At 64.2% G+C, this 26071-nt stretch carries 27 protein-coding genes; 8 read left to right on the top strand and 19 right to left on the bottom strand.

The annotated features are described in order from the left end of the window. Window positions 1–26 precede the first annotated feature (26 nt). The gene (locus tag I8J29_RS26565; protein WP_208850388.1) at window positions 27–932 is read left to right on the top strand and encodes a TIGR01777 family oxidoreductase; all 906 of its coding nucleotides are present in this window, start codon (window positions 27–29) and stop codon (window positions 930–932) included. A gap of 196 nt (window positions 933–1128) precedes the next feature. On the opposite strand, the gene I8J29_RS26560 is transcribed toward I8J29_RS26565, so the two are convergent. Genes I8J29_RS26560 through I8J29_RS26510 form a run of 11 tightly spaced genes read right to left on the bottom strand, consistent with a single transcriptional unit; the run spans window position 1129 to window position 11791 of the window. Continuing rightward, complete coding sequence (locus I8J29_RS26560) at window positions 1129–2925, bottom strand: DUF6382 domain-containing protein (RefSeq protein ID WP_208850387.1); 1797 nt, start codon at window positions 2923–2925, stop codon at window positions 1129–1131. Window positions 2926–2946: 21 nt separating this feature from the next. After that, window positions 2947–3465: an A24 family peptidase gene (locus I8J29_RS26555; protein WP_208850386.1), complete on the bottom strand. Its 519-nt coding sequence runs from the start codon at window positions 3463–3465 to the stop codon at window positions 2947–2949. Then, complete coding sequence (locus I8J29_RS26550; RefSeq protein WP_208850385.1) at window positions 3458–4585, bottom strand: TadE/TadG family type IV pilus assembly protein; 1128 nt, start codon at window positions 4583–4585, stop codon at window positions 3458–3460. The genes I8J29_RS26555 and I8J29_RS26550 overlap by 8 nt, the downstream gene beginning before the upstream one ends. Then, complete coding sequence (locus tag I8J29_RS26545; RefSeq protein ID WP_208850384.1) at window positions 4548–6092, bottom strand: hypothetical protein; 1545 nt, start codon at window positions 6090–6092, stop codon at window positions 4548–4550. Before I8J29_RS26545 ends, I8J29_RS26550 begins: the two co-directional genes overlap by 38 nt. Window positions 6093–6110: 18 nt before the next feature. Next, window positions 6111–6809, bottom strand: coding sequence for a hypothetical protein (locus I8J29_RS26540; protein WP_208850383.1), 699 nt, complete (start codon window positions 6807–6809; stop codon window positions 6111–6113). Continuing rightward, a complete protein-coding gene (locus tag I8J29_RS26535) occupies window positions 6802–7515 on the bottom strand; it encodes a TadE/TadG family type IV pilus assembly protein (RefSeq protein ID WP_208850382.1) in 714 nt (237 codons plus the stop codon). Before I8J29_RS26535 ends, I8J29_RS26540 begins: the two co-directional genes overlap by 8 nt. Then, window positions 7505–7696: a Flp1 family type IVb pilin gene (locus I8J29_RS26530; protein ID WP_208850381.1), complete on the bottom strand. Its 192-nt coding sequence runs from the start codon at window positions 7694–7696 to the stop codon at window positions 7505–7507. Before I8J29_RS26530 ends, I8J29_RS26535 begins: the two co-directional genes overlap by 11 nt. A 35-nt stretch (window positions 7697–7731) precedes the next feature. Continuing rightward, window positions 7732–8586, bottom strand: a complete 855-nt coding sequence (locus I8J29_RS26525) for a type II secretion system F family protein (RefSeq protein WP_208850380.1) — start codon at window positions 8584–8586, stop codon at window positions 7732–7734. Window positions 8587–8599: 13 nt separating this feature from the next. After that, entirely contained in the window at window positions 8600–9445 is an 846-nt protein-coding gene (locus I8J29_RS26520) for a type II secretion system F family protein (RefSeq protein ID WP_338113291.1), read from the bottom strand. Beyond that, a complete protein-coding gene (locus I8J29_RS26515; protein WP_208850378.1) occupies window positions 9442–10680 on the bottom strand; it encodes a TadA family conjugal transfer-associated ATPase in 1239 nt (412 codons plus the stop codon). Before I8J29_RS26515 ends, I8J29_RS26520 begins: the two co-directional genes overlap by 4 nt. Before the next feature lie 13 nt (window positions 10681–10693). Continuing rightward, the gene (locus tag I8J29_RS26510; RefSeq protein ID WP_208850377.1) at window positions 10694–11791 is read right to left on the bottom strand and encodes a P-loop NTPase family protein; all 1098 of its coding nucleotides are present in this window, start codon (window positions 11789–11791) and stop codon (window positions 10694–10696) included. Window positions 11792–12106: 315 nt separating this feature from the next. Between I8J29_RS26510 and I8J29_RS26505 the strand changes: the two genes are divergently transcribed. After that, entirely contained in the window at window positions 12107–12736 is a 630-nt protein-coding gene (locus tag I8J29_RS26505; RefSeq protein ID WP_420831165.1) for a nitroreductase family protein, read from the top strand. 123 nt (window positions 12737–12859) lie between these two features. On the opposite strand, the gene ndk is transcribed toward I8J29_RS26505, so the two are convergent. Together ndk and I8J29_RS26495 are read right to left on the bottom strand one after the other, a co-directional pair. Further along, window positions 12860–13342, bottom strand: a complete 483-nt coding sequence (gene ndk / locus I8J29_RS26500) for a nucleoside-diphosphate kinase (protein ID WP_208850375.1) — start codon at window positions 13340–13342, stop codon at window positions 12860–12862. A gap of 230 nt (window positions 13343–13572) precedes the next feature. Further along, the gene (locus I8J29_RS26495; protein ID WP_208850374.1) at window positions 13573–15366 is read right to left on the bottom strand and encodes a M3 family oligoendopeptidase; all 1794 of its coding nucleotides are present in this window, start codon (window positions 15364–15366) and stop codon (window positions 13573–13575) included. Between the two features lie 270 nt (window positions 15367–15636). On the opposite strand from I8J29_RS26495, the gene I8J29_RS26490 reads away from it, so the two are divergent. Together I8J29_RS26490 and I8J29_RS26485 are read left to right on the top strand one after the other, a co-directional pair. After that, a complete protein-coding gene (locus tag I8J29_RS26490; RefSeq protein ID WP_208850373.1) occupies window positions 15637–15819 on the top strand; it encodes a YycC family protein in 183 nt (60 codons plus the stop codon). Further along, complete coding sequence (locus I8J29_RS26485) at window positions 15816–16052, top strand: hypothetical protein (protein WP_208850372.1); 237 nt, start codon at window positions 15816–15818, stop codon at window positions 16050–16052. Before I8J29_RS26490 ends, I8J29_RS26485 begins: the two co-directional genes overlap by 4 nt. A gap of 138 nt (window positions 16053–16190) precedes the next feature. On the opposite strand, the gene I8J29_RS26480 is transcribed toward I8J29_RS26485, so the two are convergent. Beyond that, complete coding sequence (locus I8J29_RS26480) at window positions 16191–16889, bottom strand: DUF2225 domain-containing protein (protein WP_208850371.1); 699 nt, start codon at window positions 16887–16889, stop codon at window positions 16191–16193. A 23-nt stretch (window positions 16890–16912) separates the two neighbouring features. Then, window positions 16913–17290, bottom strand: a complete 378-nt coding sequence (locus I8J29_RS26475; protein WP_208850370.1) for a globin domain-containing protein — start codon at window positions 17288–17290, stop codon at window positions 16913–16915. Window positions 17291–17747: 457 nt separating this feature from the next. Between I8J29_RS26475 and ylbJ the strand changes: the two genes are divergently transcribed. The 3 genes from ylbJ to I8J29_RS26460 all read left to right on the top strand — a co-directional run bounded on the left by ylbJ (window position 17748) and on the right by I8J29_RS26460 (window position 21492). Next, a complete protein-coding gene (gene ylbJ, locus I8J29_RS26470; RefSeq protein WP_208850410.1) occupies window positions 17748–18821 on the top strand; it encodes a sporulation integral membrane protein YlbJ in 1074 nt (357 codons plus the stop codon). Window positions 18822–18953: 132 nt separating this feature from the next. After that, window positions 18954–19751, top strand: a complete 798-nt coding sequence (locus I8J29_RS26465) for an NAD kinase (protein WP_208850369.1) — start codon at window positions 18954–18956, stop codon at window positions 19749–19751. 1 nt (window position 19752) lies between these two features. Beyond that, window positions 19753–21492: an ABC transporter ATP-binding protein gene (locus tag I8J29_RS26460; RefSeq protein WP_208850368.1), complete on the top strand. Its 1740-nt coding sequence runs from the start codon at window positions 19753–19755 to the stop codon at window positions 21490–21492. Window positions 21493–21689: 197 nt separating this feature from the next. Here I8J29_RS26460 and I8J29_RS26455 read toward each other — a convergent pair whose 3' ends face one another. Then, on the bottom strand, window positions 21690–22625 hold the full coding sequence (locus tag I8J29_RS26455) for a YutD family protein (protein ID WP_208850367.1): 936 nt from the start codon (window positions 22623–22625) through the stop codon (window positions 21690–21692). Window positions 22626–22644: 19 nt separating this feature from the next. Beyond that, window positions 22645–23652: a lipoyl synthase gene (gene lipA / locus I8J29_RS26450; RefSeq protein ID WP_208850366.1), complete on the bottom strand. Its 1008-nt coding sequence runs from the start codon at window positions 23650–23652 to the stop codon at window positions 22645–22647. Window positions 23653–23760: 108 nt separating this feature from the next. On the opposite strand from lipA, the gene I8J29_RS26445 reads away from it, so the two are divergent. Then, window positions 23761–24771: a M23 family metallopeptidase gene (locus I8J29_RS26445; RefSeq protein ID WP_208850409.1), complete on the top strand. Its 1011-nt coding sequence runs from the start codon at window positions 23761–23763 to the stop codon at window positions 24769–24771. A 103-nt stretch (window positions 24772–24874) separates the two neighbouring features. Here I8J29_RS26445 and yunB read toward each other — a convergent pair whose 3' ends face one another. Both yunB and I8J29_RS26435 read right to left on the bottom strand, forming a co-directional pair. After that, entirely contained in the window at window positions 24875–25756 is an 882-nt protein-coding gene (gene yunB, locus I8J29_RS26440) for a sporulation protein YunB (protein ID WP_208850365.1), read from the bottom strand. A 76-nt stretch (window positions 25757–25832) separates the two neighbouring features. After that, window positions 25833–26071: hypothetical protein (locus I8J29_RS26435; protein ID WP_208850364.1), on the bottom strand; the 239-nt coding region annotated here is incomplete at its 5' end.

Raw genomic sequence — 26071 nt, 5'->3', positions numbered from 1 at the left:
ACAATTGGAATATGGGAGGGATTGGCATGAAAGTAGCCGTTGCCGGCGGGACCGGTTACGTGGGGCGCCTGCTCGTCGCCGCGCTGAAGGCGCGCGGAGACGAGGTGGCGCTGATTTCCCGCTCGGGAGGAGGGGCGGCTTCGGCTTCGGGACCGCGCCGGATCACGTGGGCGCAGCTCGCCGCGTCGCCCGAGGTGCTGGAGGGCTTCGACGCGATCGTGAATCTGGCCGGAGAGACGATCAGCCGCCGATGGAACAAAAGCGGCAAACAGGCGATTCTGCAATCGCGGCTGGATGCCGTCGATGCGCTCGCGAAAGCCGCGGCGGCGCTGAAACGGAAACCGGGCGTCGTCGTGAACGCCTCCGGCATATCCGTCTACGGCACCGACGGCAGCGTCCCCCACGACGAAAATAGCGCGGCGCGGGGAACGGATTTCCTCGCTTCCGTCGTGGGGCAATGGGAAGCCGCCGCGGACCGCATCCCCGTCCCCCGCCTCGTCAAACTGCGAATCGGACTCGTGATCGGCCTGGACGACGGCGCGTTTCCGAAGATGCTGCTGCCCTACCGCTTGTTCGCGGGCGGGCGGATCGGCAGCGGGAAGCAATGGATGCCGTGGATCCACGAAGAGGACATGGTGCGTCTGATCTTGTTCTGCCTCGACCGTTCCGACATCGAAGGCCCCGTCAATGCCTGCGCGCCCGAACCGTTGACGAACGACGAATTCGGACGGGCCGTCGGCGCGGCGGCCCGCAAACCGCATTGGCTCCCGCTGCCGTCGTTCGTCCTGAAAGGCGCGCTGGGGGAAATGTCCTTCCTGCTGCTCGAAGGCTCGCGCGCGATCCCGCGCAAGGCGACGGCGCACGGCTTTTCGTTCCGGTATCGGACGGCGGACGCCGCTTTGGGACAGCTGTTCGGCCGCCAGCGGAGCTAGGGCCGATCCATTAGCCGTTACGAGATTCGCGGCACGCCTCGGGCGCTCGGCTTAGCCGAGCGCTGTTCGTGCTTCGCGCTTAAGCGCCCAACTGCGCTTTCATGTCCGCTCCCCGCGTAACCTTTGTTAATGTACTGCACGATACGCCTTAACCCTGAATTGCTCGCAGCAATATTTACTTCCGTATGGAGAATACTTATCCCGCCCGAAACACGTAGACCGGTCCCTGTTCGCCCGCCAGCTGCAGCTTGTCCGTATCGGCCAGCTCGTACGTCTTGTACGGCACCATGCCGCTCCCGTTCAGCGTGCTGCCGTTCCGGGAGCCCATGTCCTTGACGCACCAACGCTCTCCGCTGGCGTGCAGCTCCACGTGGGCGCGAGAAATGCCCGACGAGCGGTCGATGTATTGCACGCCTTCGCGGGAGCGGCCAATGACGAATTGCTGCTGCTCGAGCGGAATTTTTTCCGCCACGCCTCCATCGTCCCGTCGTTCCAGCCATGGAATCCGCTTGTCCGTGCCGGAATCCTCCTTAGCGTCCCGGCCGAGCAGCACCGTGACATCGTCGGAACGCGGCGATTTCGCGAATGACTGCGCGGCGCTTGAAGACGTCGCGCCGGTCCTTAGGCCGTTTGCAGGCGAAGCGGAAGATAATGGGTAGCCGGAGGGCATTGCTGGCGCATGCGCGATTTCGGATGAAGCCGCGACGGACAACCCGCTCCCGGACGCAGCGCCGGCAGACGGCATGCCCCCGGATAACGCAACGGGCATCGGGCTGCTTTCCGTGTATGAGGCGGCTGCCGCACCAAACGGCGTTTCCCGGTCTCGCGGCTCTCGCGCCTTGATCGGGGCCGGTTCCGGGACGCGGAGCTTGGCCGATTGCGGCGAATGTTTCGAGCCGGAACCGATTTGCCCGGAATTCGGCACGAACGCATCCTCGGGGCTCCATTCTTTGCCGGCTCTCCAATTCACCTCGTCGGCGGTATCCGCGCTTCTTCCCGCCCGCTTCAGCAGCACGATCGCCAACGTGCCCGTCAACAGCGTCAGCCCGGCGCACAGAAGCAGATTCGTGCGCGAAGGAGAAGCCAAGTATAGGAACCGCCAGATGACGGCCGCCGCAAGAATCCAGCCCGCGCCGGCCAGCCATCCCATGCGCGACGATTCTTTCGCGGCTTCCACCGGCATTTCCGTCAAAGGCAGCTCCTCTTCCGCCGGGGCATTCATCCGTTCGCGGCCGATCGCGTTATTCCAGACCGCCTCGAGCGGCGAGTGCTCGTGCTTGTCCATGAACATGGCCGGGTTTTCGAAGGCTTTGCGTTCATCGGCGGGTTCTTGCGCAACAGCCGGCGGAGCGGCGTACTGTTCCGGCGCCGGGTATCCGCGCACGTCGGCGGCCTCCTCCGTCAGTCCCGCCCGATAGCTGGACCCGAGCAGCGAAAGCAGCGTTTGCCGGAGCAGCGTCCACGAGACGTACTCGCCGCGCAAGTGCTGGAACACCTGCTGCAGGCCGAGGCCGTCCGGCTCCGCGACGGCGCCGATCCAGCGGATCGCCATCGCGAGCACCGCCTCGCCGGCCGAGTGCACCATGCGCTTGCCCCGCAGCGGCACGTAAGCGAGAACGGCATCGTCCCAGTTTTCCCCGATGAAGATGTATTGTTCATGGAGCAGGAAACACTCCGCGCGAAGCATGTAATGCCGGCTGTCGTCCAACGCTTCGACGACGGCGAGCAGCAAGGCGTAGAACTGAAACATGGTCAGCTGCCGCGTCTGCAGCCGGTGTGACAGCATGCGCCTCCCGTTCAGCGGGTAGCGGAACGTAATTCCGCCGTCGATGTCGATCCATTCGACCGGCAGCAGCTTCGGAATGCGCTGACCCTGCAGCATTTGGATTTCGACGGCGTCAAGATCGGCCCGTTCGACGCCGGACTTCAAATCCACGATCATTTCATGGCCGCGCTTCATGGCGTAATCGACCCGAAGATCGTCGAGCAGCATAGCAATCCCTCCTAGATGAAATTAAAACGGCGCCATGCACCACGCCGTAACGGCTCCCGGCAAAACCGCGATCATGAACGGAAACCGCAGGCCGCCGGAACCGGCAACATTCGTCCCCCAAGCCGCAAGCCGGGAATCCGCCGCGATGACCGCAACGGCGCCGGACAGCAGGCGCCGGGCAAAAGTCCGCTTCAGCAGCAAAAAGGCAAAGCCCAGCAGGCCGCCGTACAAAATCGCATACATCAGCACCTGCAAAACGGCCACCGGCCCGACGACCGCCCCCAAAGCCGCGAAAAATTTCACGTCTCCCGCTCCGATGCCCTTCAGCGCGTAGAGCAGCAGCAAAGGAACCAGGCCGGCGGCCGCGCCGAGCAGCGCCTGCAGCCCTCCGTTCCAGCCACCGGCGGCCACGTGATAAACCGCCCCTGCGGTAAAGAAAACGGCGTTCAGACGGTTGGGAATCGTCATCTTGCGTATATCGCTGACGAAAGCCGCCGCAACGAACAGCAAAGCCAAAATAGCGGTTGCCCAGCTAACCATGCTCTCCCTCCTTCGGTTTCTTCTGAACGACGAAATGCCGCGCCGCGGATCCTCCGTCCGAGGCCGTCACGACGATTTCCCAGACGCCCGGCGTCGTGTTGCCGGACACCAGCCACGTCCATTCGGCCAGCCCTTCGCCGTCCGTGACCGTATCGCCCAAGTGCTTGGCGACGCTTTGCCCGCTCTTGTACAGCACTTCAATGGACAGGCTTCGGCCCGGGCTCGTCTTCACCACCACGCGGGCTTTATGGCCCGGGCGCGCCGGCGAAGGCTCGATCAACACGATTTGGATCGGCGCGTGTTCGGAATCCGAATCGCCGCCTTTCGGCGCCGGGACGGTATCCGGCGTCCAGACGCGCTCCTCCGCCCGTTCCCGCAGCACGATCGCTTTCTTTGTGAACGGGAACCCGAGCGGAAACGAATATTCCGCTTCGATCGCCAGCGTGAGGTCGGTCTTGTCCTTCAGATCGGGGAGCGAGAGCTTCGAGAGCCGAATCCGCTCCGGATCGAGCACGGAGGCATCGGCTTCGCGGCGAAGCAGCGGCTCGATGACGGGCCGGCCGACCGTCGCGGCGGCGGTGTCCCGGATCGACTTCCAATCCCCCTTCAAAGCCGCCGAAAGCAATGGCCCCGCCGGCGACGGAAGCCACTCTTCGAGCTTATCCGCCAAGTACTCGACGGCCGGGAGCGGTTCGTCCGAAGTTGAGCCGGACGATTGCCCGTTCCATGGGAATCCGGAGGCAGCCAGGCCTTCGCCCGAGGAATCGGCGGATGGATGCCCGCCGCCGGAGTTGCCGTTTCCGGTTGAGTGCCCAACCGCCCCGCTGCCTGATTCCGCGCCTCCCCCCTCCGTCCCGCCGCCCGCATCCGCGTCGTTCTCGCCGGAAGCAAGCCGATTCACGGCGAGATCGATCGGATGAATATTGGCCGCCGCCTGCCGGACCGTCTGGGAGACGGCGCCGTGAAGCGCCATCTGCGCCGCGTTCAGCCGGATCAAGCAAATGAAGAAAATGATCGCCATCAGCACGATTGGAAGCGTCAAGCTCGCTTCCAGCGCGATGCTGCCGGACTCGCTCCGCCATCTAGCCGTAAGAGCTGCCGATCGTCTGCGTTTTCTCATAACGGCCATCCTTAACCTTTCCGCTCAGAATCCCGGTCGCCGTGAAGCTCCTCATCAGTCCCGGCAAAAACCAAAGATTGACCGAGGACGTCATTTCGCCCGACAATCCCGTCGCGACGTTCGACAAATCCGCGCCCGTGTTATGCTCGATGACCGCGATGACGCGGGCCGTCCTTGCTTGGCCGCCGCAGCCGTGGAGCACGAGAAAGAGACGCAAGTAATCCGCATACGTCAGTTCGACGGGAACGTACTTCGAGAGCTGCACCTTTCCGGTTTCCGCCAACGCGGTCATGTCCGCGATGGATTTCTCGATGCCGTAAAGCACGGCCGCCGACAGGATCAACAACGGGTTGCCGAGCTCGCGGCAGGCGATCAAGCCCTCCATCGTTCGTATCGCCAGCCGCGCGGCGAAAATCTCGCCGTAAGCGGCGGCTACATTCGCCCCCGGCTCGCCGAACCCGTACAAAATAAATTCCGTCTCCTGGTTCTCCAGCGCCAGCGATCGCGCGAACGCTTCCCGGCTGCCCCCGGCGATCACCTCGCGAAGGAGCTTGGGATCGAACCTGCTGAAGCGATGCGCGACGTATTCGTTGACGTAGAGCGGATCGCGGATGCCTTGGAGCAGGTCTCCCATCCCCCCGAACATCGCCCCCATGGAGGACAGCGCGGACTTCGCCGCATCGCCTGAAACTTCCGCAGCGCTGCCGGATGGCTCGCCGTCGGAATCGCCGCCGTTTTCGGCCGCCTGGTTGAACGTCAAGTTATCCGCAGCCAGCCGCTTCGCGTCCTCGAACGCTTTCCGCTGCTCCTCCGAGCCCGGCTCGGCGGACATGCCGCCGATGATCGTCTTGACCTGGCCCCACTTCGACTGCGCCGCCGCTTCGTTGGATTTGCGCTCGTCGTCCCCGGCATGCCGGACGCGCAGCTCCTCCTGCCTCGCCTTTAGCGCCGTTCCCGGATTGCCGTAGGGACGATCGTAGTCTTGAAAGGCGCGGCTCACGCTTGCCCATGCTTGACCGAGCGCGGCGCCGCCGCCGGGCGCCGCGACGGCGCTCCGAACGGCGGCGCCGAATCCCGCGGCCGCGCCGTCCAGCCCTTCAAAAGCGTCAAGCTGCCCGCTTAATTCCTCGCGGTAACGCGCGAACCAATCCGCTTCCATCGTCAATCCGCCGATGGACTTTCGCGTGTCGCCGAAGCCCTCGAGCTCGCCTGGCGTCATCGACGAGGCGGTCTGCCCGCCGAGCTGCGCCTCCGCGAGGTCATCGAACCCGCCGCCGTCCTGAGACTCTTCCATTCGCTTGGCCGCCTCCGCGATCGACGCGTTCAACCGCTCCGCCGACCGCAACTCGGACAGCGCCTGGGCGAGACCCGTTTTCAAGCGCGCCAGTTCCCCTGAAGCCGCGGAAGCCAAAGCCGCCGCGTCGTTCAGCGCGCGGCTGCGGTAGGTTTCGATGGCATCCGCGTGCGCAGGCTGCTCGCCTTCGCCGATCGCCGCATCCTCGCGCATCCAACTCTCGTAGTCGCCTTAACCTCCGGCGATTCCAGATGCCGCTTCGAGCTTGGATGCGATCCCCGGCAGCCGCCCGGCGCTTTCCCGCCGGATGTCCTCGATGCGTTCGAGATGCTTCTCGCGTTCCTCATAGAGGTGCTTGACATCCTCCAGCGCGCCCACCGTTGCCGATGCTTCTTTCAGTGCCGAACCCATGGGGGCGAAACGGGAGGCGATCTCCATCGTGAAATCGATCGGCGCTTTGTACTTCATTTCTTCCAGTACTTGACGGGTGAACACCGCCTGATTGCCGAGTACCTCGTACGCGTCGACGTGGGACGTCTCCCGGCGGATGCGGAGAAGCTGAAAGCCGTTCCCGTCCTCGGGCGGCCAATTATGCTCCGCGGCCTGCGCGAACAGCTCGCCGCGGTCGGAGCCGCCTGCGCCGAACAAGCCGTAACGGGTATACAGCGCGTCGTCGTAAGCCGATAAAGCCGAGCGGACCCCGGACTGCGCGGCGAGCTCGGATTGCTTGTTGAACGCGGCGATTCTGGCGTAATCGATCAGAAGCGCCGTGAACAGCAGGATTGCCGCCGTAGCAACGATCAAATACAGCGAGACGGATCCGTCTTCCCGCCGCCCTGCCGGATGCCGGCCCCGCCGTTTCGTCCGCATGCGGGGCGGTGCGGGCCAGCCTGTCCGGTATGCGTCCCTGGCCTCCCTGCTCCTAGCCATGTTCCATCCCCTGCCGCCCGATCAAGATCGCCTGCGCCTGCTTTCGCTGGTCGCCGCTCATGCCGCCCTTGAACTTGCCGGCGTAATAGCGGGCCAGCTCGACGTTCCGGATCAGCTCGACGGGATCGGCGATCGAAGCGGACGCCTCCGCCGCGGGCTCCGAATGGCCCAGAAACGCCTCCAGCACCGGAATGGAGAGCGGCTGCCGCAGCTTCGCGTCCACCCGTTTCTCCAGCGTGCCGGAGTATCGCATCGTGCCCTGGAACGGACCTGCGACGCGGGCGCCTTCCGCCCGCATCTTGAGGACCGGCAGGGACGCGTCTTCTTCATCGCCGTCCTCGGCTCCGGCGGACCCGTTCACGCCGACGGCGATCTCGATGCCGCCCTCCCCTTCGCCGCCGGCGGCCAAATCGAACAAGGACCGCAGCGCGCCGTTATCCGTCATGCGCCAATATAAGCCGTCGTAGCTTCCGGTCGGCCCGATGCCGCTGACGGGATCGCGGGCGCTGTTGTCCCAGCGGAAAGCCGTCCGCTCCGCCGCCAGCGAAGCGCCGTGATACGCCGCGACCGTCTGGTAAACGTACATGCTCAGCATCAGCAGCGCGATCAGCGCCACGAACAACGCCGGGAACACGAGACTCGCCTCGACCGCGAAACTGCCCTCTTCGCGCTTAAGGAGCGCCGCGAGCGGGCGATTACTTGTCATCGAAGATCCCGCTTGCCTTCTCATCCGCGTTATCCATCAAGCTTTGCAGCAAGCCGATGATCCAATCCTTGAATATCAGCGCCAAAATAATGACGACCGCTATAATGAGCACGACCTCCAGCGTCCCCAAGCCTTCCTCGTTCTTCCAAAAGCGGCGTACCGCTTGTCCCCATTTGCGCATTTTCGTTTTCTCTCCCTCGATTCGAATTTCGGCCGTTACCCGCCCATCATCAGAACGGCAGGCGCCGCGACCACGACCATAAGCACGAAAAAGATGCCGACGAGCGGAAACACCAGCTTCGACGAAGCTTCTTCCCCCCGGGCGCGGACGACGGCTTTGCGCTTCTCCCACAGCGAGTAAGACAGCTCCTTCAGCGAAAGCACGAGACGATCGCCGCCTCGCCTGTAGTTCAACAGCAGCGTCGTCGTGAAAATCGAAACCTCCTGCACGCCGCAGCGCCGGCTGAACAGCTCCATCGCCCCCGCGAACGACTCGCCGTTCCGAACGGTCTCGTTCACCCGGCGCAGCTCCGCGAGCAGCGGATGACCTTCGGGCGCGCCGCTTCGTTCCGAACAGCGGACGAGCGACCGCTGCAGCGTCTCCCCCGCGCCGAGCAGAAGCATTAATTTATTCAGCAGCTCCGGCAGCAGCAGGACGATGTCCTGTTTGCGGCGATCCAGCTTCCGGGCCACGTCCCTCCACTTCGCGGCAGGGAGAACGAAGCCGAGCAGCAAGCCGATGAGCGGCATCGCGGGCTCCCCGCTCAAGACGCCGAGCCAAGACCCCGCGCAAACCGCCGCGTACCCCATGCCGGCGGCTTCGGCGATGTACGTCCGGCTCGCCTCGGCGGTCCAGCCTTGCCCGTGCAGGAGCAGCAGCTTTCCGTGCAGTCCCGCGGCAAGCGGCTGCATCCGGTCGAGCAGCCCGCTCCGCTGCAGCAGCTGCAGAGAGGGACCCGCGATCCACCGCCGTTTCGGCTCCTTGCTTCCGCCCCCGATACGTTCGTTCAATAAGATTCCGTAGAGCCACATTAACGTCAGGGCCGAGCCCGCCGCCCATGCTGCCATCATATGCCCATTCTCCTTACAAGCGGATATTCATGATCTTCGACATCAACGCGTAACACAGCCCGAGCGCCAGCAAGGCGCCGGTCAGGAGGACATAGCCGGCGCCGCTGTACAGCGGCTTCATATATTCCGGCGCGGCCAAGGTCAGGAACGCGAGAAACACGAACGGCACCGCCATCATGATCCGCGACTCGAACCGCTTCTGAGCGATCATGACCGAGATTTCCTGCTGGACCTCCAGCTTCTCGCCGATCATTTGGGACGTTCTCCGGATGACGTCCACCATGTCTCCGCCCGACCGTTTGCAGGTCGCGAAGACGTCGGCGAACTGGGCGATGTCCTCGATTTCGGCCCGCTTGCTCAAATCCGCGAGGGCGAATTCGAGCGGCTCGCCGTAGCCCATTCGGGCGGCAAGGATCTCGAACTCGGCCAGGATTTCCGTCCCCGGGCCAGGGTACAGCAGCTTCATATCCTCCTGAGCGGCCAGAAACGCGTTCTCGACGGATCGCCCGGCCGCGAGCGAGGAAGCGATGGCATACAGCGCTTCTTTAAACTGCTGCGTCAGGCGAAGCTTGCGCCGTTCCAGCAGAAACTTGCGGTACAGCCGCGGGGCCGCGATGCCGATGGCCGCCAACAGAAGCGCGGCCGGCGCCGAGCGATAGAATAAGTACGCCGCCATGAAGACCGCCGCGCCGCCGGCCAGGGCCGCCGCCGCGAACTGCCGCTTGGTCAGCCGGTAATCGCCATAGCGGACCAAGCCTTCGGAGGACCGGGCGCGCGCCTTCGCGGCTTCCGCGTCCGGCCATGCGAACCAATCCAGCCAATCCCGCCTCGGCCGATCCCGGTTCTTCTTGTTCTTCACGTCCGCTCGCCTCCGATCATCTCCGACATGCCTGCCATTTGCAGCTTCCATGTGCGCGACAGGCCGTTCCCGCAGCGCTTCAATCCGCCGATGACGCGGCCGTTCCGCTCGCCTTCTTCCTCGAAGCGGAACAGCGGCGAGACGGCGACCTCGCCCCCGGCCATCCCGGTCACCTCGCAAATCTCCGTCACGCGCCGGGACCGGTCGCGCAGCCGCGCCAGATGCACGATGACGTCGATGGCCGAAGCGATCTGCTGGCGGATTACCGCGACCGGCAGGTCCGCGCCTCCGAGCGCCATCGTCTCGAGACGGGCGATCATGTCGCGGGCGCTGTTGGCGTGACCGGTGGACAAAGAACCGTCGTGCCCGGTATTCATGGCCTGCAGCATATCGATCGCTTCGCCGCCCCGCACTTCCCCGACGATGATCCGGTTCGGCCGCATCCGCAGCGAAGCCCGAATCAGCTCCCGCATCGAGATCGTTCCCTTCCCTTCGGTATTGGCGTTGCGCGTCTCCAGCGAGACGAGGTTCGGCACGGACACGATGCGCAGCTCCGCGGCGTCCTCGATCGTGACGAGCCGCTCGTCCTCGGGAATGAACTGGGACAAGGCGTTCAGGAACGTCGTCTTCCCCGAACCCGTTCCGCCGCTGATGAAGATGTTATACTTCGCCTTGACCAGCTTCTCGAGCAGCGCGGCGGCCTCGTCCGGAATGGCCCCGAACGCGACCAGGTCCTTCATAAGCAGCGGCTTCTCCGGGAATTTACGGATCGTCATCGTCGGTCCCTTCAGCGCGACCGGCGGCAGCACGACGTGCACGCGCGAGCCGTCCTTCAGCCGGGCGTCGACGATCGGCGTTGATTCGTTGACGACGCGGTTCACCCCCGCCACGACGGACTGAATCAGATCTTCCAGCCGCTCGCGGCTCTCGAAGGCGAACGGCAGCCGCTCGAGCCGGCCGTCCCGTTCGACGAACAGCTCCTCGTGGCCGTTGATCATGATCTCCGTCACGGCGGGATCGTCCATCAGCGGCTGAATCAGGTCCAGGCCGCGGAAAGCGTGAAACAGCCGGCGCACCAGCTGCACCTTCTCGCCGGCGGGAAGCGGGTGATCGGCGCACCAGCGGAATACGGCAGTCTCGATCCGCGCTTTAAGCTCCGCGTCCGTCAGCGCGCTGTCGAGCTCAAGCTGGCCGCGGATGCGCTCCTTCAGGAGCTGCACCGTTTCTTCGTTCATCCCAACCGCCTCCTCACGCGATCCCGAGCCTGCGGATGAGCGTCTCGACGGCTCCGCGGTAATGGGGCGCCATCACCCCGGTGCCGCTCAAATGCCCGCCGCTCGCCCATTCCTCGACGTACGGGAGCACCGCGTCGATCCGCAGGTTCCGTCCGCCGTACACGGCCGGTTCGCGAGACGATCCGCCGACTTGGACGAACCGGAACTTGGGCCGCTGGGACGCGAACGCGTCGCCGAACTTCCGCTCGCCGTAGTCCAGCGCGAGCTCGTTCTTGCGCAGGCTGACGGCATCCGGCGTCATCAGCCACAGCACGGCGTCGCACGCTTCGAAGACGCCGGCGTGCAGCGCGTCGAGTCTGCAGTCCAAATCGACGGCGATGCAGCCGTACTCGCCCGTGCCGGCGATCGCGGCGATCAGCCGCTTCGCCTGCTCCGCGCCGAGCGACAGCCGCTCGTCCGGATTGTCGCTCGCCGCGATCATGTCCAAGCCGAGCGACGGATGCCTCCTTCGCAGCGCGGCGACGGCGGAGGCGGCTTGCCCGGAATCGGACTGCAGCGCGTAGAGCAGCTTCGCCAAGTCTTCGCCTCCGCCGCCGTCGGCGGGCCAGGAGGCGTTCCACTGCTCGAGGTTCAAATAGAAGCTCGGCACGCCGAGAATGCCGGCCTGCTTGGCCGCTTGCATCGCCAGCGTCGTCTTGCCCGTGCCGCCGGAAGCCGAATAGACCGCGACGACGGAGGGTTCTTTGCCCTCGCGGACGGCCTTCGGCAAGCGATTGCCGCCCGCGGCGTAAAGCGCGGCGAACGCCTGCAGCAGCTGCGGCAGCGGCTGAAACTGCAGCACCTCCTGCCCGTGCCGGGACTGGCCGAGATACTCGACGAGCGCCGCCACCGGAAGATCGGCCGGCAGCTCGCCCAGCTCGCCCAGCATGTCGGGCTGGGCGGCCAGCAGGTCGATCGCGTAGCCGCCGCGGATGAAGCCGCGAAGCGCCGCGGGATTCGTGAACGCCGTCAGCTGCCAGCTCTCGCCGAACGCGGAATCGCGGAGATAGTCCGCGAACCGCTCGACGTACTCGCCTTCCTTGACCGCCACGATCAAATGTCGTTTGCTCATGATGACGATTGCCACTCTCCTTCGAGGATGAAACGAACGCAAAAAAGCACCGTAACGTCGCAGAACTGCTGCGCGTTACGGTGCTTCCGTAGCGTAAGACGGGTTGATTTGACCATAATTTACCACGGACATACGTTCGGAGTCAACTTTTTTCTTAGGCCATCGGAACCATAATTATGACAACAAAATTAGTTGCTTATCTTTTGTAAGTTAATTATAATGACTATACCGACAGCACAAGAGATGCTTTGCGCATCATGCTTCGTATAAATACAAGTATTCCAATCGGAGAGGGAGAACTTATCTATGAGCCAAATCGATACGACCGCTAACCTGACGGCCGAAGAAGTCATGCGCGCGCGCGCGTCCGTGCGCCAATACAAACGCGACGTCGCGATCCCGCAAGAAACGCTGAACGAAATCCTGGAGCTGGCCGCGGCCGCGCCGTCCTCGTGGAACCTGCAGCAATGGCGTTTCCTCGTGATTCAGAAGCAAGAGCAGAAGGACCTGATTCTTCCGATCGCTTACGGGCAAAAGCAAGTGTCCGACGCGTCCGCCGTCGTCGTCGTGCTCGGCGACCTGCAGGCGCACGTCACGGGCCGCGAAATCTATGAAGCCGCCGCACGCGACGGTTACGTGCCGAAGGACGTGGCCGACAACCTGATCAAGCAAATCGAAGGCGCGTACGGAATCGAGCAAGTCGCGCGCGACGAAGCGAACAAAAACGCCGGCCTGGCGGCCATGCAGCTGATGCTGGCGGCCAAAGCGAAAGGCTACGACACCGTGCCGATGGGCGGATTCGACAAAGCGAAGCTTGTTGAAGCGCTGAACATTCCGCCTCGCTACATCCCGGTCATGATGATCCCGATCGGCGAAGCGGCGACGCCGGCGCGTCCGTCCGGCCGCCTGCCGCTCAGCCAGCTCGTCATCAACGAGTCGTTTTAATACGAATCGGTCCAAACGCGCTACCCCATAACCCTTTATATAACGAAAGCCCTCCGATCCCCAAACCGGGACCGCGAGGGCTTTCCCTTGTTTCCGCCGCGCGGTTCGCGCCGAACCCGGCGGTCAATGAACCGTATGCTCGCCGCCGTGCGCTTCGTCGAGCCCCGCCAGCCAGCCGGCGCGATGATCGTCGGCCGTCCGGCCGAAAAACAGGCCGATCTCCCGCTCCGCGCTTGCCGCCGAATCCGAGCCGTGCACGATGTTGCCCGCGATATCCATCGCGAAATCGCCGCGGATCGTCCCCGGCGCCGCTTCGACGGGATTCGTCTTCCCGATCAGGGCGCGTGCGTTCTCGACCGCGTGCAAGCCCTGCCAGATCATGGCGCACACGGGTCCCGACGTCAGATACGCGACCAGCTCGCCGAAGAACGGTTTCGCCCGCAGCTCCCCGTAATGCCGCTCCGCCAGGGCGCGGTCGATCGTCAGGATTTCGATGGCCGCCAGCTTGAAGCCCTTCTGCTCGAAACGGGATACGATCGCGCCGATCAACCCCCGCAGGACTCCGTCCGGTTTTACCATCACAAACGTCTGCTCTTGCTGCTGCATGCCAACCTCTCCTTCCGTGATCATCCAGCTCGCAGACGACGTTTGGTGCGCGGTCGATCCAAAGATCGAACTGGCGGCATTCATCGATGCATCCCGCGAGAGGACAGAAAAACGGCGCCGACGCCCTCGCGGGCCGCACCGTTCCTTCTCTGCCTAGTATGCCACGCCAAGGGAGTTTTCATTCCTACGCCGCGATGCCAGAACTTGCCTGAAGTCAATCCTCCATAGCCTCACGCTTCGGTCAGCGCCAGGAACGCGTCCACGTCCGCCAGCAGCAGCGCCACCGCTTCGCGCCAGAAGCCCGGTTCGTCCAGCCGCACGCCCAGATGCTTCGCGGCCAGCTCTTCGACCGTCATGAGGCCCGTGTCCCGCAGCAGGGCCACGTACTTGTCCGCGAACGTCGCGCCTTCCTTCTTGGCGATGGCGTAGATGCCGCCGCTGAACAGATAGCCGAACGTGTACGGGAAATTGTAGAACGGCACGTCCGTCAAGTAAAAATGCAGCTTCGACGCCCAGAAATGGGGATGCAGCTCGCCCAGCGCGCCGCTAAAGCCTTCCCGCTGCGCGTCCGCCATCAGCGCGCTCAATTCCTCGTGGCTGACCATGCCTTCGCGGCGCTTCTCGTAGAACCGGTTCTCGAAAATAAACCGCGTGTGGATGTTCATGAAGAACGCCACGGCGTTCTGCAGCTTCTCGTCGAGCAGCGCCAGCTTCTCTTCGCGGTCCGTCGCCGCTTCCAGCGCGGAATCCGCCACGATCATCTCGGCGAACGTCGACGCGGTCTCCGCCACGTTCATCGCGTACTCCTGCGCCAGCGGCGGCAGGTCGTTCATGACGTGCTGGTGATAGGCGTGGCCGAGCTCGTGCGCCAGCGTCGAGACGTTGTCCGGCGTGCCGGAGTACGTCATGAAGATGCGCGTCTGCTCGCTCTTCGGGAACGCCGTGCAGAAGCCGCCGGGCCGTTTGCCGGGGCGGTCCTCCGCCTCGATCCACGCGTCGCGGAACGCCATTTCCGTAAACGCCGCCAGGTCCGGGCTGAACGCGCCGAACTGCGCCTTGATGAGCGCGGCCGCTTCGTCGTACGACACCTTCTTCTCGACTTGGCCGAGCGGCGCGTGGACGTCGTGCCAATCGAGCTTGTCCAAGCCGAGCAGCTTCGCCTTGCGCTCCAGGTAGCGTACGAGCTTCGGCTTGCCCTCCGCGACCGCCGCCCACATCGCGTCCAGCGTCGCGGCGGTCATCCGGTTCATGTCGAGCGGCTCCTTCAGCACGCGATCCCAGCCGCGCTTGCCGTACAGCTTCAGGCGGAAGCCGGCGATGCGGTTCAGCGTATCGGCGCACAGATCCGCCTGCTCGCCCCAACCGCGTTCCCACTCTTGAAAGGCGGTCTCGCGCACGGACCGGTCGCTGTTCGACAGGCGGTTGAACATTTGTCCCGCGGACAGCGCCATCGCGGTGCCGTCCTCCTCCGTCACGTCGAAGCGGATGCGCGAGACGATCGTGTTATAGAAGTCGCCCCAGCCGTGATAGCCGTCGACCGCCAGCTCGCCGGCCAACGCCTCCTGCTCCGGCGGCAGCTTCTCCTTCGCCGCTTCGCGGCGCTCGTTCAGCACGAACGCGACCTGCGCCGCGTCGCCATCCTTCAGCCACGCCGCCCACGACGCGCCGTCGACGCGCAGCAGCTGCTCGTCGTAGCGGGCCAGCGCGGAATTGAACTTCGCGGACATCGTCTTCACGCGGTCGTTCAGGCCGTTCGCGGCGGCGTCCTTCATCTGCTGCGCCTGCAGGCAGGAGACGAACGAATCGGATTGGCGCAGCCGCAGCAGGATCGACTGCACCGCGGCCGTCCAGGCGCTCAGCTGCGACTCGCTCGGCGCGGCGTCCGCCGGCAGCGCGGCAAGCTCGCCGGCCAGCGCCTCGATGTCGCGTTCCATGCCGGCCAGCTCCGCCAGAAAAGCCGCGGAACCCGAGCCGCCCGGATAAATCGCGTCCAAGTCCCAAGTCATCGGATAAGAGGTTGTCATTGTAGGTTCCTCCTCGAATAAGTTCGTATTCTTCACTAAGTCAACCCAAGCCGGACATCCGGCCCTGCGGTCGAAACCCGCGAGCGCCCCGCGGACGCGGCTCTTCGGCATCCGCTCTTCGTCATCCGCGCGAAACCGGGGCCGTTTCGCATTGCGCAACGAAGCGCATCGGTGTATAACTGATTATAACGGCAAGGGCCGTCCTTTTACCAATCCTATGCAGGCAAGCCTTCCGTTCCTACGATTCGATCGATAAAGGAGTTGACGAAGATGTCCCAACCGCTGCAGCTGTCCCCCGAGACGGCCGTGAAGCTGGCCAAGGAACTGAACGTGCCGCTGGAGCATCTCATGCATATGCCGAAGCATATTTTGCTGCAAAAAATCGCCGAGCTGGCGAAGGCCGACGCCAAGCCCGCGGGCGGCGACGGCGCCGAAGGAGACGGCAAGCCGTGATTCCGTTCGAGCGCGCCTGGCCTTACGACGTCGTCATGAAGGACGTGTACGTCGCCTCCTGCCCGTTCTGCGGGCAAGACAACGTCCTGCTCCCGATGCGGCCGAAGGAGCTGGCCGAAATCCGCGGCGGCAAAAAGAAGCTGCTCGTCTTTCCCTGCTGCCATAATAAAGTGACCGTCCTGGACACGGACCAGGACTACCTGTTAACGGACACCGTACTGCGCCGCGCCTGAGCCGAGCTAGCCTGACGCGACCGCATCCGAACCGCCGCACGCGCATAGCCAGCCGGACCCGCCGGCCGAACCGCTTCCGTACGAACGGCGAAAAAGCCGCCCGGACTCCCAAGTCCGGGCGGCTTTTTCGTCTTGCCGCTACGCGATGTCGGCGGCCGCGTCCTCGCCGAGGCCCGTCTGCTCCTCGCGGATCAGCTGCCACTGCTCGCGGCTCGCGCGAATCATCGCGGCGTCGGTGATCTTCTTGTCGTTCACGACGCGGGAGAACCAGCGGACGGCGTCCCGCGGCTCGCCGAGGCGCCGGTGCAGCTCCCCGATCAAATACATCAGCTTGGCGTTGTTGAGCGAGACGCCTTCCGTCTCGAACACGGCGACGTATGCGTCCAGGGCGTAGCGAAGGAAGCGCCGCTCCTGCCCGACGTTCCCCGCCGAACGGTACAGCCAGGCGAGATGATGGAGAATGCCCGCCACCACCCGCTCCTTCTCGCCGACGATGCCCGCGCACAGCAGCGCGAGCTTGAAGCAGTCCGCCGCCTGCTCCCGCGTCCGGCTGCCGCCGTAATCCCGGCGCGTCCAGCGCGAGCCGATCCGCTCGTAGTACAGCTCCCGCTCGGCGTCCGTCATGGCCGCCGCGCCGTTCTCCGTCGTCGCGAAGCCGCAGCCCGGGCAGACGAAGACGACGTAATAATCCGGGTTAACGTCGGTCTTGTACGCGGCTTGAAAGTCGGTTTCCCGGCTGTCCGCCTTCTTGAAGCTGGGACGGACGCGCGACGTTTGAAAGGAAGCACCGCAGCAGGGGCAGGTTTTGGCGGTCGAGTATAGCGGCTCCAGTTCCATTCGTCATCACGTCTCCAGATCGTTTAGGGTTGGTTGATAAAATGATGCGCCGGCCCCGAGAGCCTGTCCACGATGATCGCCTGCAGCTCCTGCGGCAGATCCGTCTCGGCCAGCGCCTCCCGCATGCAGCCCAGCCAAGCCTCGGCGCGTTCCGGCGTAATGGGGAACGGCAGATGTCTGGCGCGCATCATGGGATGGCCGTACTCGTCCGAGTACAGAGGGGGGCCGCCGAAGAACTGCGACAGAAACAGCGTTTGCCGGTCCATGACGGGATCGATCTCGGCCGGAAACAGCGGTCCGATCAGCGGATTGCGCAGCACCTTGGGATAAAAGGCCTCTACGATCCGCCTGATTCCCGCGACGCCTCCGACGGCTTCGAAAATAGTGCTATAGTTATTCATCGTCATCTTCATCTCCGTTTTTTAGGTCTTTGGGATTAGTATACCAAACTTTTCGGCCTTTCGGCCGGGACGAAAACATCAAAAAAATGCCCTCTCGCAAGAGGGCATTGCGGCGTAGTATGAAACTTTTGAACGACGGATCAACTCTCGTAATCCTCTTCTCCGGGAGCCACCAGCGACTCGCGGATGACGTAAACGAAGGCGCAGACAAGAATGCCGGCTAGAATACTCATACCCATCACCTCTAGCGTTTGTCTTACTCCGATTGTACCATATCGCAACCAAAAAGACAGCAGGTTTTGCAAGCGTTCTCAAAAAAATATTTTTGCGCAAACCCGGCATTTTCAGGGCTTTTCCGGACGAGATCCCCGGGGACAAGTGATGATTGTCCGCGCCGGAACATATAGCAGTAGTAGGCCCGATTCCATTCGCCCATAGGAGGGAACTCCCTTTGCATATCGTCCGTTTCCTGCTTCGTCCGTCCGTCGTTCCCGCCTGGTCGACGGCCCTGCTCGCGCTGCTGCTCGCGGCTTTTCCCGCCCAGGCGTTCGAGGCGTCCCTCCGGGGGCTCTCGATCTGGTGGGAGGTGCTGTTCCCGGCGCTCTTCCCCTTCTTCGTCATCTCCGAGCTGCTGCTCGGCTTCGGCATCGTCCACTTCTTCGGCAAAATGCTGGATCCGTTCATGCGGCCCCTCTTTCGCATCCCGGGCATCGGCGGCTTCGTCGTCACCATGGGCTACGCGTCGGGCTATCCCGTCGGGGCGCGGCTGACCGCCCAGCTTTGGGAGCAGCGGCTCATCAACCGCGCCGAGGGCGAGCGGCTCGTGGCCTTCACGACGACCTCGGACCCGATCTTCCTGATCGGCGCCGTGTCGGTCGGGTTCTTCCACAGCGCCGCGCTCGCGCCCGTGCTGGCCGCGGCGCATTACGGCGGCGGCCTGATCATCGGGCTGCTGATGCGGTTCCACGATCGCCATGCGCCGGCCAGCGCCGAGGCGAAGGCGGCGGCTCCCCGCGGATGGAAGCGCGGCCGGTTCGCCGAAGCGATCCGGGCCATGCACGAGGCGCGCATGCTGGACGGCCGCTCGCTCGGCACGCTGCTGCAGGATTCGGTGCAGGCCGCGCTGCGCCTCATGATCGTCGTCGGCGGCCTCGTCGTCGTGTTCTCCGTCGTCATGGAGCTGCTCCGGCAGACCGGGGGCATCGAGGTGCTTGCCGCCGCGGTGCGCCTGCTGCTCGGGTTCGCGGGCGTGCCGGCCGCGCTGTCCGACGCCGTCGTGAGCGGCCTCTTCGAGGTGACGCTCGGCGCGCGCGCAGCGGGCGGAGCCGCGGGCAGCGGGCTCATGCACCAGGCGGCGATCGCCGCGTTCGTGCTCTCCTGGGCCGGCTTGTCCGTGCATGCCCAGGTCGCCAGCCTGCTCAGCCGCACGGACCTCCGCTATAAGCCTTTTCTCCTGGCCCGCCTGCTGCACGGCTTCATCGCCGCCGCGCTTATTTACGCGCTTTGGGGATGGCTCGGACCGGCCGCGTAACGTTGTGTTCGGCCCCGTTTTCGGCTATGATGCAAGAAGAAACCGGCTGACGCGCCCCGAAGCGGCCGCCGCCCGAACGCGGCGCGGACCGTCCCTTCGGAACGCCCTGCCGTGCGGAAGGGGCTAGAACTTTTGAATTACGACGTCATTGACAGAGGCGACAAGCTGTCCAAGCAGCTGGCCGCCGATTTCCATACGCTCGCGGCGGCCCGCGGTCTGAAGCGCAACGAGGAGCGGCCCGAGACGGTCATCTCCATCGGCGGCGACGGAACGCTGCTGCAAGCTTTTCATACCCATATCGACCGGATCGATGACATCGCCTTCGTCGGCATCCACACCGGCCATCTCGGCTTCTTCGCCGACTGGAAGGCCGACGAGCTGGAGACGCTGGTCGGCATGATGGCGGAGGACGAACCGAAGATCGTGCGCTACCCGCTCGCGGAAATCGTGCTCGACACGTCCGAAGGCCTGTCCACCTACATCGCGGTCAACGAATTCACGCTGAAGGGCGTGGACAACACGCTCGTCGCGGAGATCGACATCAACGACGAGCTCTTCGAGATGTTCCGCGGCGACGGCATCGTCGTCTCGACGCCGTGCGGGAGCACCGCCTACAACAAGAGCCTCGGCGGCGCGGTCATCCATCCTTCCATCGACTGTCTCCAAATTGCCGAAATCGCGTCCATCAACAACCGGGTGTACCGGACGCTCGGCTCCTCCGTCGTCCTGCCGCAGCATCACCACTGCGACATCATTTCGCGCAAAGACCAGCGGCTGCAGCTGACGTTCGACCACCTGAACATCACGCGCGACGACATCCGTTCCATCCGGTGCAGCGTGTCCTCGCGCAAAATCAGCTTTGCCCGCTATCGGCCGTTCCCGTTCTGGAACCGGGTCCGGGAAGCGTTCCTGGGCTACGAACTGAAGTGATATGAACCGGTATCGCGCCTTCTACCGCCTCGTCAAGCCGTACAAGTGGCTCGTCGCGCTGACGCTGCTCATCGGCGCCGTCAAGTTCGCGATTCCGCTGACGCTGCCGCTGTTCATCAAATACGTCGTCGACGACGTGCTGCTCGCCAAGCTGCCCGCCGCCGACAAAACCGCCCGGCTGTTCAAAGCAGTCGGGCTGGCCTTTTTGATTTTCGTCGTCCTTCGGTATCCGATCGAATATTTCCGCCAATATTTCGCCCAGTTCACGACGAGCCGGGTGCTGTACGACCTGCGCAACAAGCTGTACGCGCATCTGCAGCAGCTGTCGCTGCGGTTCTACCAGAACCGCAAGTCCGGCGAGATCATCTCCCGGATGATGAACGACGCCGAGCAGACCAAGGCGCTCGTGGAGACCGGCCTCATGAACGTCTGGCTGGACATTTTCACGCTCGTCATCGCGCTCGTCATCATGTTCGGCATGAACGTGCCGCTGACGTTCGTCGCCATCGCCATTCTGCCCTTCTACGGCTATGCGGTGAAGAAGCTGTACAAGCGGCTGCGCGGGTATTCCAAATCCCGCTCCCAGGCGCTCGCCGAGATGCAGGGCTATCTGAACGAGCACGTGAACGGCATCCCGGTCATCAAGAGCTTCACGCTCGAGCGCCATGAGGAGCGGCAGTTCGGCAAACGGAACAACGCGTTCCTCGAGCGGGCGTTCGCGCTGACCCGCTGGAACGCCCTCACGCAGTCGATCATCAACACGCTGACCGAGATCGCGCCGCTGCTCGTGCTCGCCGCCGGCGGCTACCTGGTCGTCAAGGAGGCGCTCACCCTCGGCGAGTTCGTCGCTTTCTACGGGTACCTGGACCGGCTCTACGCGCCGCTTCGCCGGCTGGTCAACTCGTCGACCGAGCTGACCCAAGCATCGGCGTCCCTCGAGCGGGTCATGGAGCTGCTGGACGAACAGCCGGAGGTGAAGGACGCGCCGGACGCGGCGGCGCTGCCGGCGGTGCGCGGCGACATCGCGTTCGAGAACGTCTCGTTCCGCTACCAGCACGAGACGGAATGGGTGCTGCGGAACATCAACCTGACGATCCCGCGCGGGGCGACCGCCGCGCTCGTCGGCATGAGCGGCGGCGGCAAGTCGTCGATGGTCAGTCTGCTCGCCCGGTTCTACGACGTGCAGGAAGGCCGCATTCGGATCGACGGCGTGCCGATCGACCGCGTCGCGCAGCGGAGCCTGCGAGCCCACATCGGCATGGTGCTGCAGGACAACATCCTGTTCAGCGGCTCCGTCCGCGACAATATTCTGCTCGGGAGCCCCGAGGCTTCCGAAGAGGCCGTGATCGAAGCGGCCAAGCGGGCCAACGCCCACGCGTTCATCCAGTCGCTGCCCCGCGGCTACGATACCGAAATCGGCGAGCGGGGCGTCAAGCTCTCCGGCGGGCAAAAGCAGCGCATCGCCATCGCCCGCGTCTTCCTGAAGGATCCCGCCATACTCGTGCTGGACGAAGCCACGTCCGCGCTCGACCTGGAGTCGGAGCACGCGATCCAGGAATCGCTCGCGGAGCTGGCCCGCAACCGGACGACGATCGTCGTCGCCCACCGGCTGTCGACGATCACGCACGCCGATCCCATCGTCGTCATGGAGCACGGGGAAATCGTCGAGCAAGGGACGCACGACGAGCTGATGGCCCGGGACGGGGCGTATGCCCGCCTCTACAACGTGCAGTATCTATAGCTTCCGGGCAGGCGCCCGGAACCAAACAAAGGACCGGGCGGCGGATGACCGCGCCCGGTCTTTTCTTGTTCGGTCTTGCCGTTGCCTGAAGGTGCAGCGGGCGCCAGCCGGCTCCCGCGAGACGAGCCGGAACGCAAATAAACGGCCATGCAGGCTCAAGGCCCGCATGGCCGTTTTGCGTCGGACGCGCCAGCCGGCTATTGCTGCGGCTTCGGCGCGGAATCTTTGTTCTTGGGCTGCGAAGACTGCGGCTTCGGCTCGGAAGCCGCGGCCACGGGCGCCTTCTGATGCTGCTGGTTCGGATTGAAATGGCGTTTGCCCCGGTTGCGGTCCGAACGCTCCGGACGTTCGCCCCGGTCCTGACGTTCGCCGCGCTGCTCCCCTCGTTCGTGGCGCTCGCCGCGGTCCTGGCGCTCGCCATGGTTCGGCCGGTCCTGGCGCTCGCCATGGTTCGACCGGTCCTGGCGCTCGCCCCGGTTCGGCCGGTCTTGCCGTTCGCCGCGATCCTGGCGCTCGCCCCGATCGTGCTGCTGGCCGCGTCCGCCCTGCTGGCCTTGCCGGCCTCCGTGGTCGCGGTCCTTGCCGGCCGGCTTGCGGTTCTCGCGCCCGCCGTCCTTCTCCTTGTCCGTCTCCTTCGCCGTATCCCGGTGCCGGTTGCGCTGCTGCTCGCGGCGAAGGTCCCGCTCGTGGCGGGGCATGAACTTCACGTGCTGGTTCTCCGAAGCCGGCGCCTCGACCGCCTTGGCGGCCGCGATCGCCCGGGAAGCCGTCAGGTACGCTTCCTCGGCGCTGTCCGGCACCTCGATGATCTCGATTACGCCGTCCTCGCCCGTACCGCCGTCCTCGCCCTGCTTCGCCCCGCCGGGCTGCTTCTCGAGCACGAAGTACGCGCAGCCGAAGTTGCAGTATTCGTTGATATAATCCGCCATCGAGGAGATCAAAGTGTCCCGCGTCGCCTTCGGGTGGCCGTCGCGGAAGAACCCCTTGAGACGCAGTTGATTGTATCCCCAATCCCCGACGACGTAATCGTACCGTTCCAGCACGTCGCTGTACCGTTCCCGGAACGCCTCGAGATTCCAGCCGTTTCTGTTTTCGTGAATTAATGCGTAGGTTCTGCCGCTAATATGGATCAAGGCTGCTTCTCACTCCTTCTCACAAGGATGCGGTGCGGGCTTCCTCCGCGGATTTCACCTGCTCGTGCGCGTGGTACGAGCTGCGAACGAGCGGCGCCGATTCCACGTGGCTGAAGCCGCGCTTCAAGCCCTCTTCCTTCAGCTTCGCAAACTCGTCGGGATGCACGTAACGCGCGATCGGCATATGGTTCGGCGACGGCTGCAAATATTGGCCGAGCGTCAAAATATTGCAATCCACGGCGCGCAAGTCGTCCATCGCTTCCAAAATTTCGTCCCATTCCTCGCCGACGCCGAGCATGATGCTCGATTTGGTCGGGATGTCGGGCTGCATCTCCTTCGCCCGCTTCAGAAGCTCCATGGAACGCGCGTATTTCGCTTTCGCGCGGACGCGGTCCGAGAGCCGGGCGACGGTCTCGATATTATGATTCAAAATATCCGGCTTGGCATCCATGACCGCCCGCAGCGCGTCCCAGTTGCCCATGAAATCGGGAATGAGCACTTCGACGCTGCAAAGCGGAAGCTTGCGGCGGATCGCCTTGATCGTCTCCACGAAAATGCTCGCGCCGCCGTCTTTCAGATCGTCGCGCGCCACGGAGGTGACCACGCAATGGCGCAGGCCCATTTGCTCCGCGGCTTCCGCCACGCGCTCCGGCTCCTGCAGGTCGAGCTCCGTCGGCAGCCCGGTCTTCACCGCGCAGAACCGGCACGCCCGCGTGCAGATATCGCCGAGGATCATGAACGTCGCGGTCCGGTTCGCCCAGCATTCGTAAATGTTCGGGCACTTGGCTTCCTCGCACACCGTATGCAAAGTCTTGGAACGCATCATATCTTTGAGTTCGGCATAATTGCCGCCCGTCGTCAATTTTATTCGCAGCCAATCCGGCTTAGGTTGCTTCTCTTTGGTTTTCATCGCGCTGTACCTGCTTTCCTGTTCGCTGATTCCCGTCTTATTATAGCATGTTTCGGATAAAAACCAATGATTTGCAAACCATAACAGCAGGAAGGCGCCGCTTCTCAAGGCGTCCATTTTAAGGCAACGGCCGGACGCGGCGCGCGCCGGCGACGGATCGGCGCGGCGAACGGACGGCCCCATGTTTGGAGGCTGAACCATGTGAAATCATATGCTTTCCGCCTCATGGCGGTGCTCCCGCTCGCGCTGTCGCTGCTCCTGCAGCCGGTCGCGGGACGGGCGGCCGCGGCGGAGCCCCGGAAAAAGGAAGTTCAAGAGGAAATCTACGCCAAACGGCGCGTGCTGTACGACGAGATCAGCGTCGTGACGGGCATCCCCTGGTATCGGTTGGCCGCGGTGGACCAGTACGAGCGGACGATGACCAATGCCCGCCCGAAAACGCGCGAGCAGCTCGGCCCGTACATCAGCGTGTTCGTCACCGACACGGAGTGGGCCGGCGAGCTGAACCCGGACAGCGGCGACCAGTCTCCGCTATCCATTCATTGGTTCCACGGCCTCGGGGAAGACGGCGACGGCGACGGGCTCGCGAGGCGCACGGACGATACCGACCTGCTGTACGCCGTCGCCAACCACCTGCTGCAGTACGGCACGGAAGAGGACGATTTCGCCATCGGGCTGTGGCAGTATTACCACAACACGCGGGCCGTGCAGCGCATCCGGCAGTTCTCCCGCCTGTACGAGGCGTACGGCAAGCTCGACCTGTTCCGGCACGCCTTCCCCCTTCCGATCGGCGACAATTATTCGTATAAAGGCACGTGGGGGACGCGCCGAAGCTGGGGCGGCTACCGGATCCACGAGGGCACGGACATCTTCGCGAACCACGGCGTGCCCGTCCGGAGCACCTGCTTCGGCGTTGTCGAGGTGAAGGGCTGGAACCCTTACGGCGGCTGGCGAATCGGCATCCGCGACCTCAACAATTACTATCATTACTATGCGCATCTGTCCGGCTATGACAAGACGATCGCCGTCGGCGCCATCGTCAAGCCGGGGCAGACGATCGGCTGGGTCGGCAGTTCGGGCTACGGCCGTCCCGGCACGCAAGGCAAATTCCCGCCGCATCTGCATTACGGCATCTACCGCGACCGCGGACTCGTGGAATGGTCCTTCGACCCGTATCCGAGCCTGCGGCAGTGGGAATCCGAGGAACGCCGCGCGCTGCGCGCCGGGAGACGGTAATCCCGCGGCTGGGCGCAGCCCCGCTCCCGGAGCCGCGCGACAAACAAGAAGAGCGCTTATCCGGTCCCAAGCCGATAAGCGCTCTTCTTCGCGTTGCCGGACGTCACGAATCGGCGTCCGCCTCGTCCGCGCCCGCGTCTGCGTCCGCCGGCAGCGCGTTCTCGTCCGGCGCGGAGCCGCCGTCTGCCCCCGCGGAGCCGCCAGAGCCCGCGGCGTCGCCTTCCTTGGCGCCGGGATTCGCCGGAATGGCGATGCTCGGCGCGTTCGGCGCGGAATCGCCGACGGGCTTGCCGTTCCCGTCGTAATAATACGTCGGCACGTCGCCCACGACGAGCAGATAGGAGATCGGAATCTCCGTCTCCACGAGCTCCGGTTTCGTGTCGAACGGAATGATGATGGACACCTCCGCCACGATGTGCATGTACACTTCCACGAGAATCATATTGATGCCGGCGTCCTTCTGCCGGGTGTTCAAGTCCACCTTCACGGCGCCGATCGGTTCGAACTTGACGGGGATGCGCGGCCCGAACGACGCGATGATCGCGCTGCCCAGCGCCTGGCCGAGCGGGATTTTCTCGGGGATGTCCCCCATCCGGTCGAGCGTCCGCTGCACGGTGTCGATCGTCTCGGACGTGATTCGCATATGCTCGGAATAATTGAGCATGAAGCCGGAGATTTTGCCGGCGGCGTTCGTCTTCCACTCGATCAGCTTGTCGGCGTTCGTCGTCTCCGCCACCTGATCGGTAATCGACTTGTTGATCGCCTGCGTCGCTTCCTGCTTGACGCGCACCTGCGCGACAGCCATCAGCGGCTTCTGCAAATTCCGCTCGACGAAGATGAACGTCTGGAAGAAGAAGATCAAAAAGAGGAGCGCGAGAAACAGCACGAGCCTCCGGCGGCGGTTCGGCTTCTTGCCGCCGGCCGCGCCGCCGGACCGGCGCCGGACGCCTCTGCTCCGCCAGCCTCTTCTCCCCCATCTGCGCATCGTGCGTCCCCCTTCCGAGCGTTTGTCCGCGTTCCCTTTCCAAGCTTATGCGGGAGGCGTCCAAAAAAGAAGGCGGCTAGCGGCGCGTCAGCATGCCCGCGCCGATGCAGGCCGCGGCCGACAGCTTGCGCACGCCCATGCCGAAACGGATCTCGACGTAGTCCCGGCCGGCCGAGAGAAATTCGCCTTCGCCGAAGGCCGAATGGACGAGCGCGTCGCCCGGCTTCAAGCCGTCGAAGCTGCGCAGCGCGCGCGGATTGCGCGCGCCCGGCTCCTCGCCCGGCCGGCCTTCTGTGACGGTCACGCCCGAGCCGC

The organism is Paenibacillus artemisiicola (assembly GCF_017652985.1).
GTDB classification, from domain to species: domain Bacteria; phylum Bacillota; class Bacilli; order Paenibacillales; family Paenibacillaceae; genus Paenibacillus_Z; species Paenibacillus_Z artemisiicola.
The sequence above is the reverse complement of the archived record's forward strand: the minus strand, read 5'-3'. Positions and strand labels throughout refer to the sequence as shown.

Coding starts and splice junctions, on each gene's coding strand:
- I8J29_RS26495 (WP_208850374.1), bottom strand. CDS start 15,366: ATGACAACCTCTTATCCGATGACTTGGGACTTGGACGCGATTTATCCG.
- I8J29_RS26530 (WP_208850381.1), bottom strand. CDS start 7,696: ATGCGCAAATGGGGACAAGCGGTACGCCGCTTTTGGAAGAACGAGGAA.
- I8J29_RS26490 (WP_208850373.1), top strand. CDS start 15,637: ATGTCCCAACCGCTGCAGCTGTCCCCCGAGACGGCCGTGAAGCTGGCC.
- I8J29_RS26480 (WP_208850371.1), bottom strand. CDS start 16,889: ATGGAACTGGAGCCGCTATACTCGACCGCCAAAACCTGCCCCTGCTGC.
- I8J29_RS26560 (WP_208850387.1), bottom strand. CDS start 2,925: ATGCTGCTCGACGATCTTCGGGTCGATTACGCCATGAAGCGCGGCCAT.
- I8J29_RS26540 (WP_208850383.1), bottom strand. CDS start 6,809: ATGGCTAGGAGCAGGGAGGCCAGGGACGCATACCGGACAGGCTGGCCC.
- I8J29_RS26550 (WP_208850385.1), bottom strand. CDS start 4,585: ATGAGAAAACGCAGACGATCGGCAGCTCTTACGGCTAGATGGCGGAGC.
- I8J29_RS26565 (WP_208850388.1), top strand. CDS start 27: ATGAAAGTAGCCGTTGCCGGCGGGACCGGTTACGTGGGGCGCCTGCTC.
- I8J29_RS26460 (WP_208850368.1), top strand. CDS start 19,753: ATGAACCGGTATCGCGCCTTCTACCGCCTCGTCAAGCCGTACAAGTGG.
- ndk (WP_208850375.1), bottom strand. CDS start 13,342: ATGCAGCAGCAAGAGCAGACGTTTGTGATGGTAAAACCGGACGGAGTC.
- I8J29_RS26525 (WP_208850380.1), bottom strand. CDS start 8,586: ATGATGGCAGCATGGGCGGCGGGCTCGGCCCTGACGTTAATGTGGCTC.
- I8J29_RS26535 (WP_208850382.1), bottom strand. CDS start 7,515: ATGACAAGTAATCGCCCGCTCGCGGCGCTCCTTAAGCGCGAAGAGGGC.
- I8J29_RS26475 (WP_208850370.1), bottom strand. CDS start 17,290: ATGAATAACTATAGCACTATTTTCGAAGCCGTCGGAGGCGTCGCGGGA.
- yunB (WP_208850365.1), bottom strand. CDS start 25,756: ATGCGCAGATGGGGGAGAAGAGGCTGGCGGAGCAGAGGCGTCCGGCGC.
- I8J29_RS26545 (WP_208850384.1), bottom strand. CDS start 6,092: ATGCGCGAGGATGCGGCGATCGGCGAAGGCGAGCAGCCTGCGCACGCG.
- I8J29_RS26445 (WP_208850409.1), top strand. CDS start 23,761: ATGGCGGTGCTCCCGCTCGCGCTGTCGCTGCTCCTGCAGCCGGTCGCG.
- lipA (WP_208850366.1), bottom strand. CDS start 23,652: ATGGACGCCTTGAGAAGCGGCGCCTTCCTGCTGTTATGGTTTGCAAAT.
- I8J29_RS26510 (WP_208850377.1), bottom strand. CDS start 11,791: ATGAGCAAACGACATTTGATCGTGGCGGTCAAGGAAGGCGAGTACGTC.
- I8J29_RS26515 (WP_208850378.1), bottom strand. CDS start 10,680: ATGAACGAAGAAACGGTGCAGCTCCTGAAGGAGCGCATCCGCGGCCAG.
- I8J29_RS26555 (WP_208850386.1), bottom strand. CDS start 3,465: ATGGTTAGCTGGGCAACCGCTATTTTGGCTTTGCTGTTCGTTGCGGCG.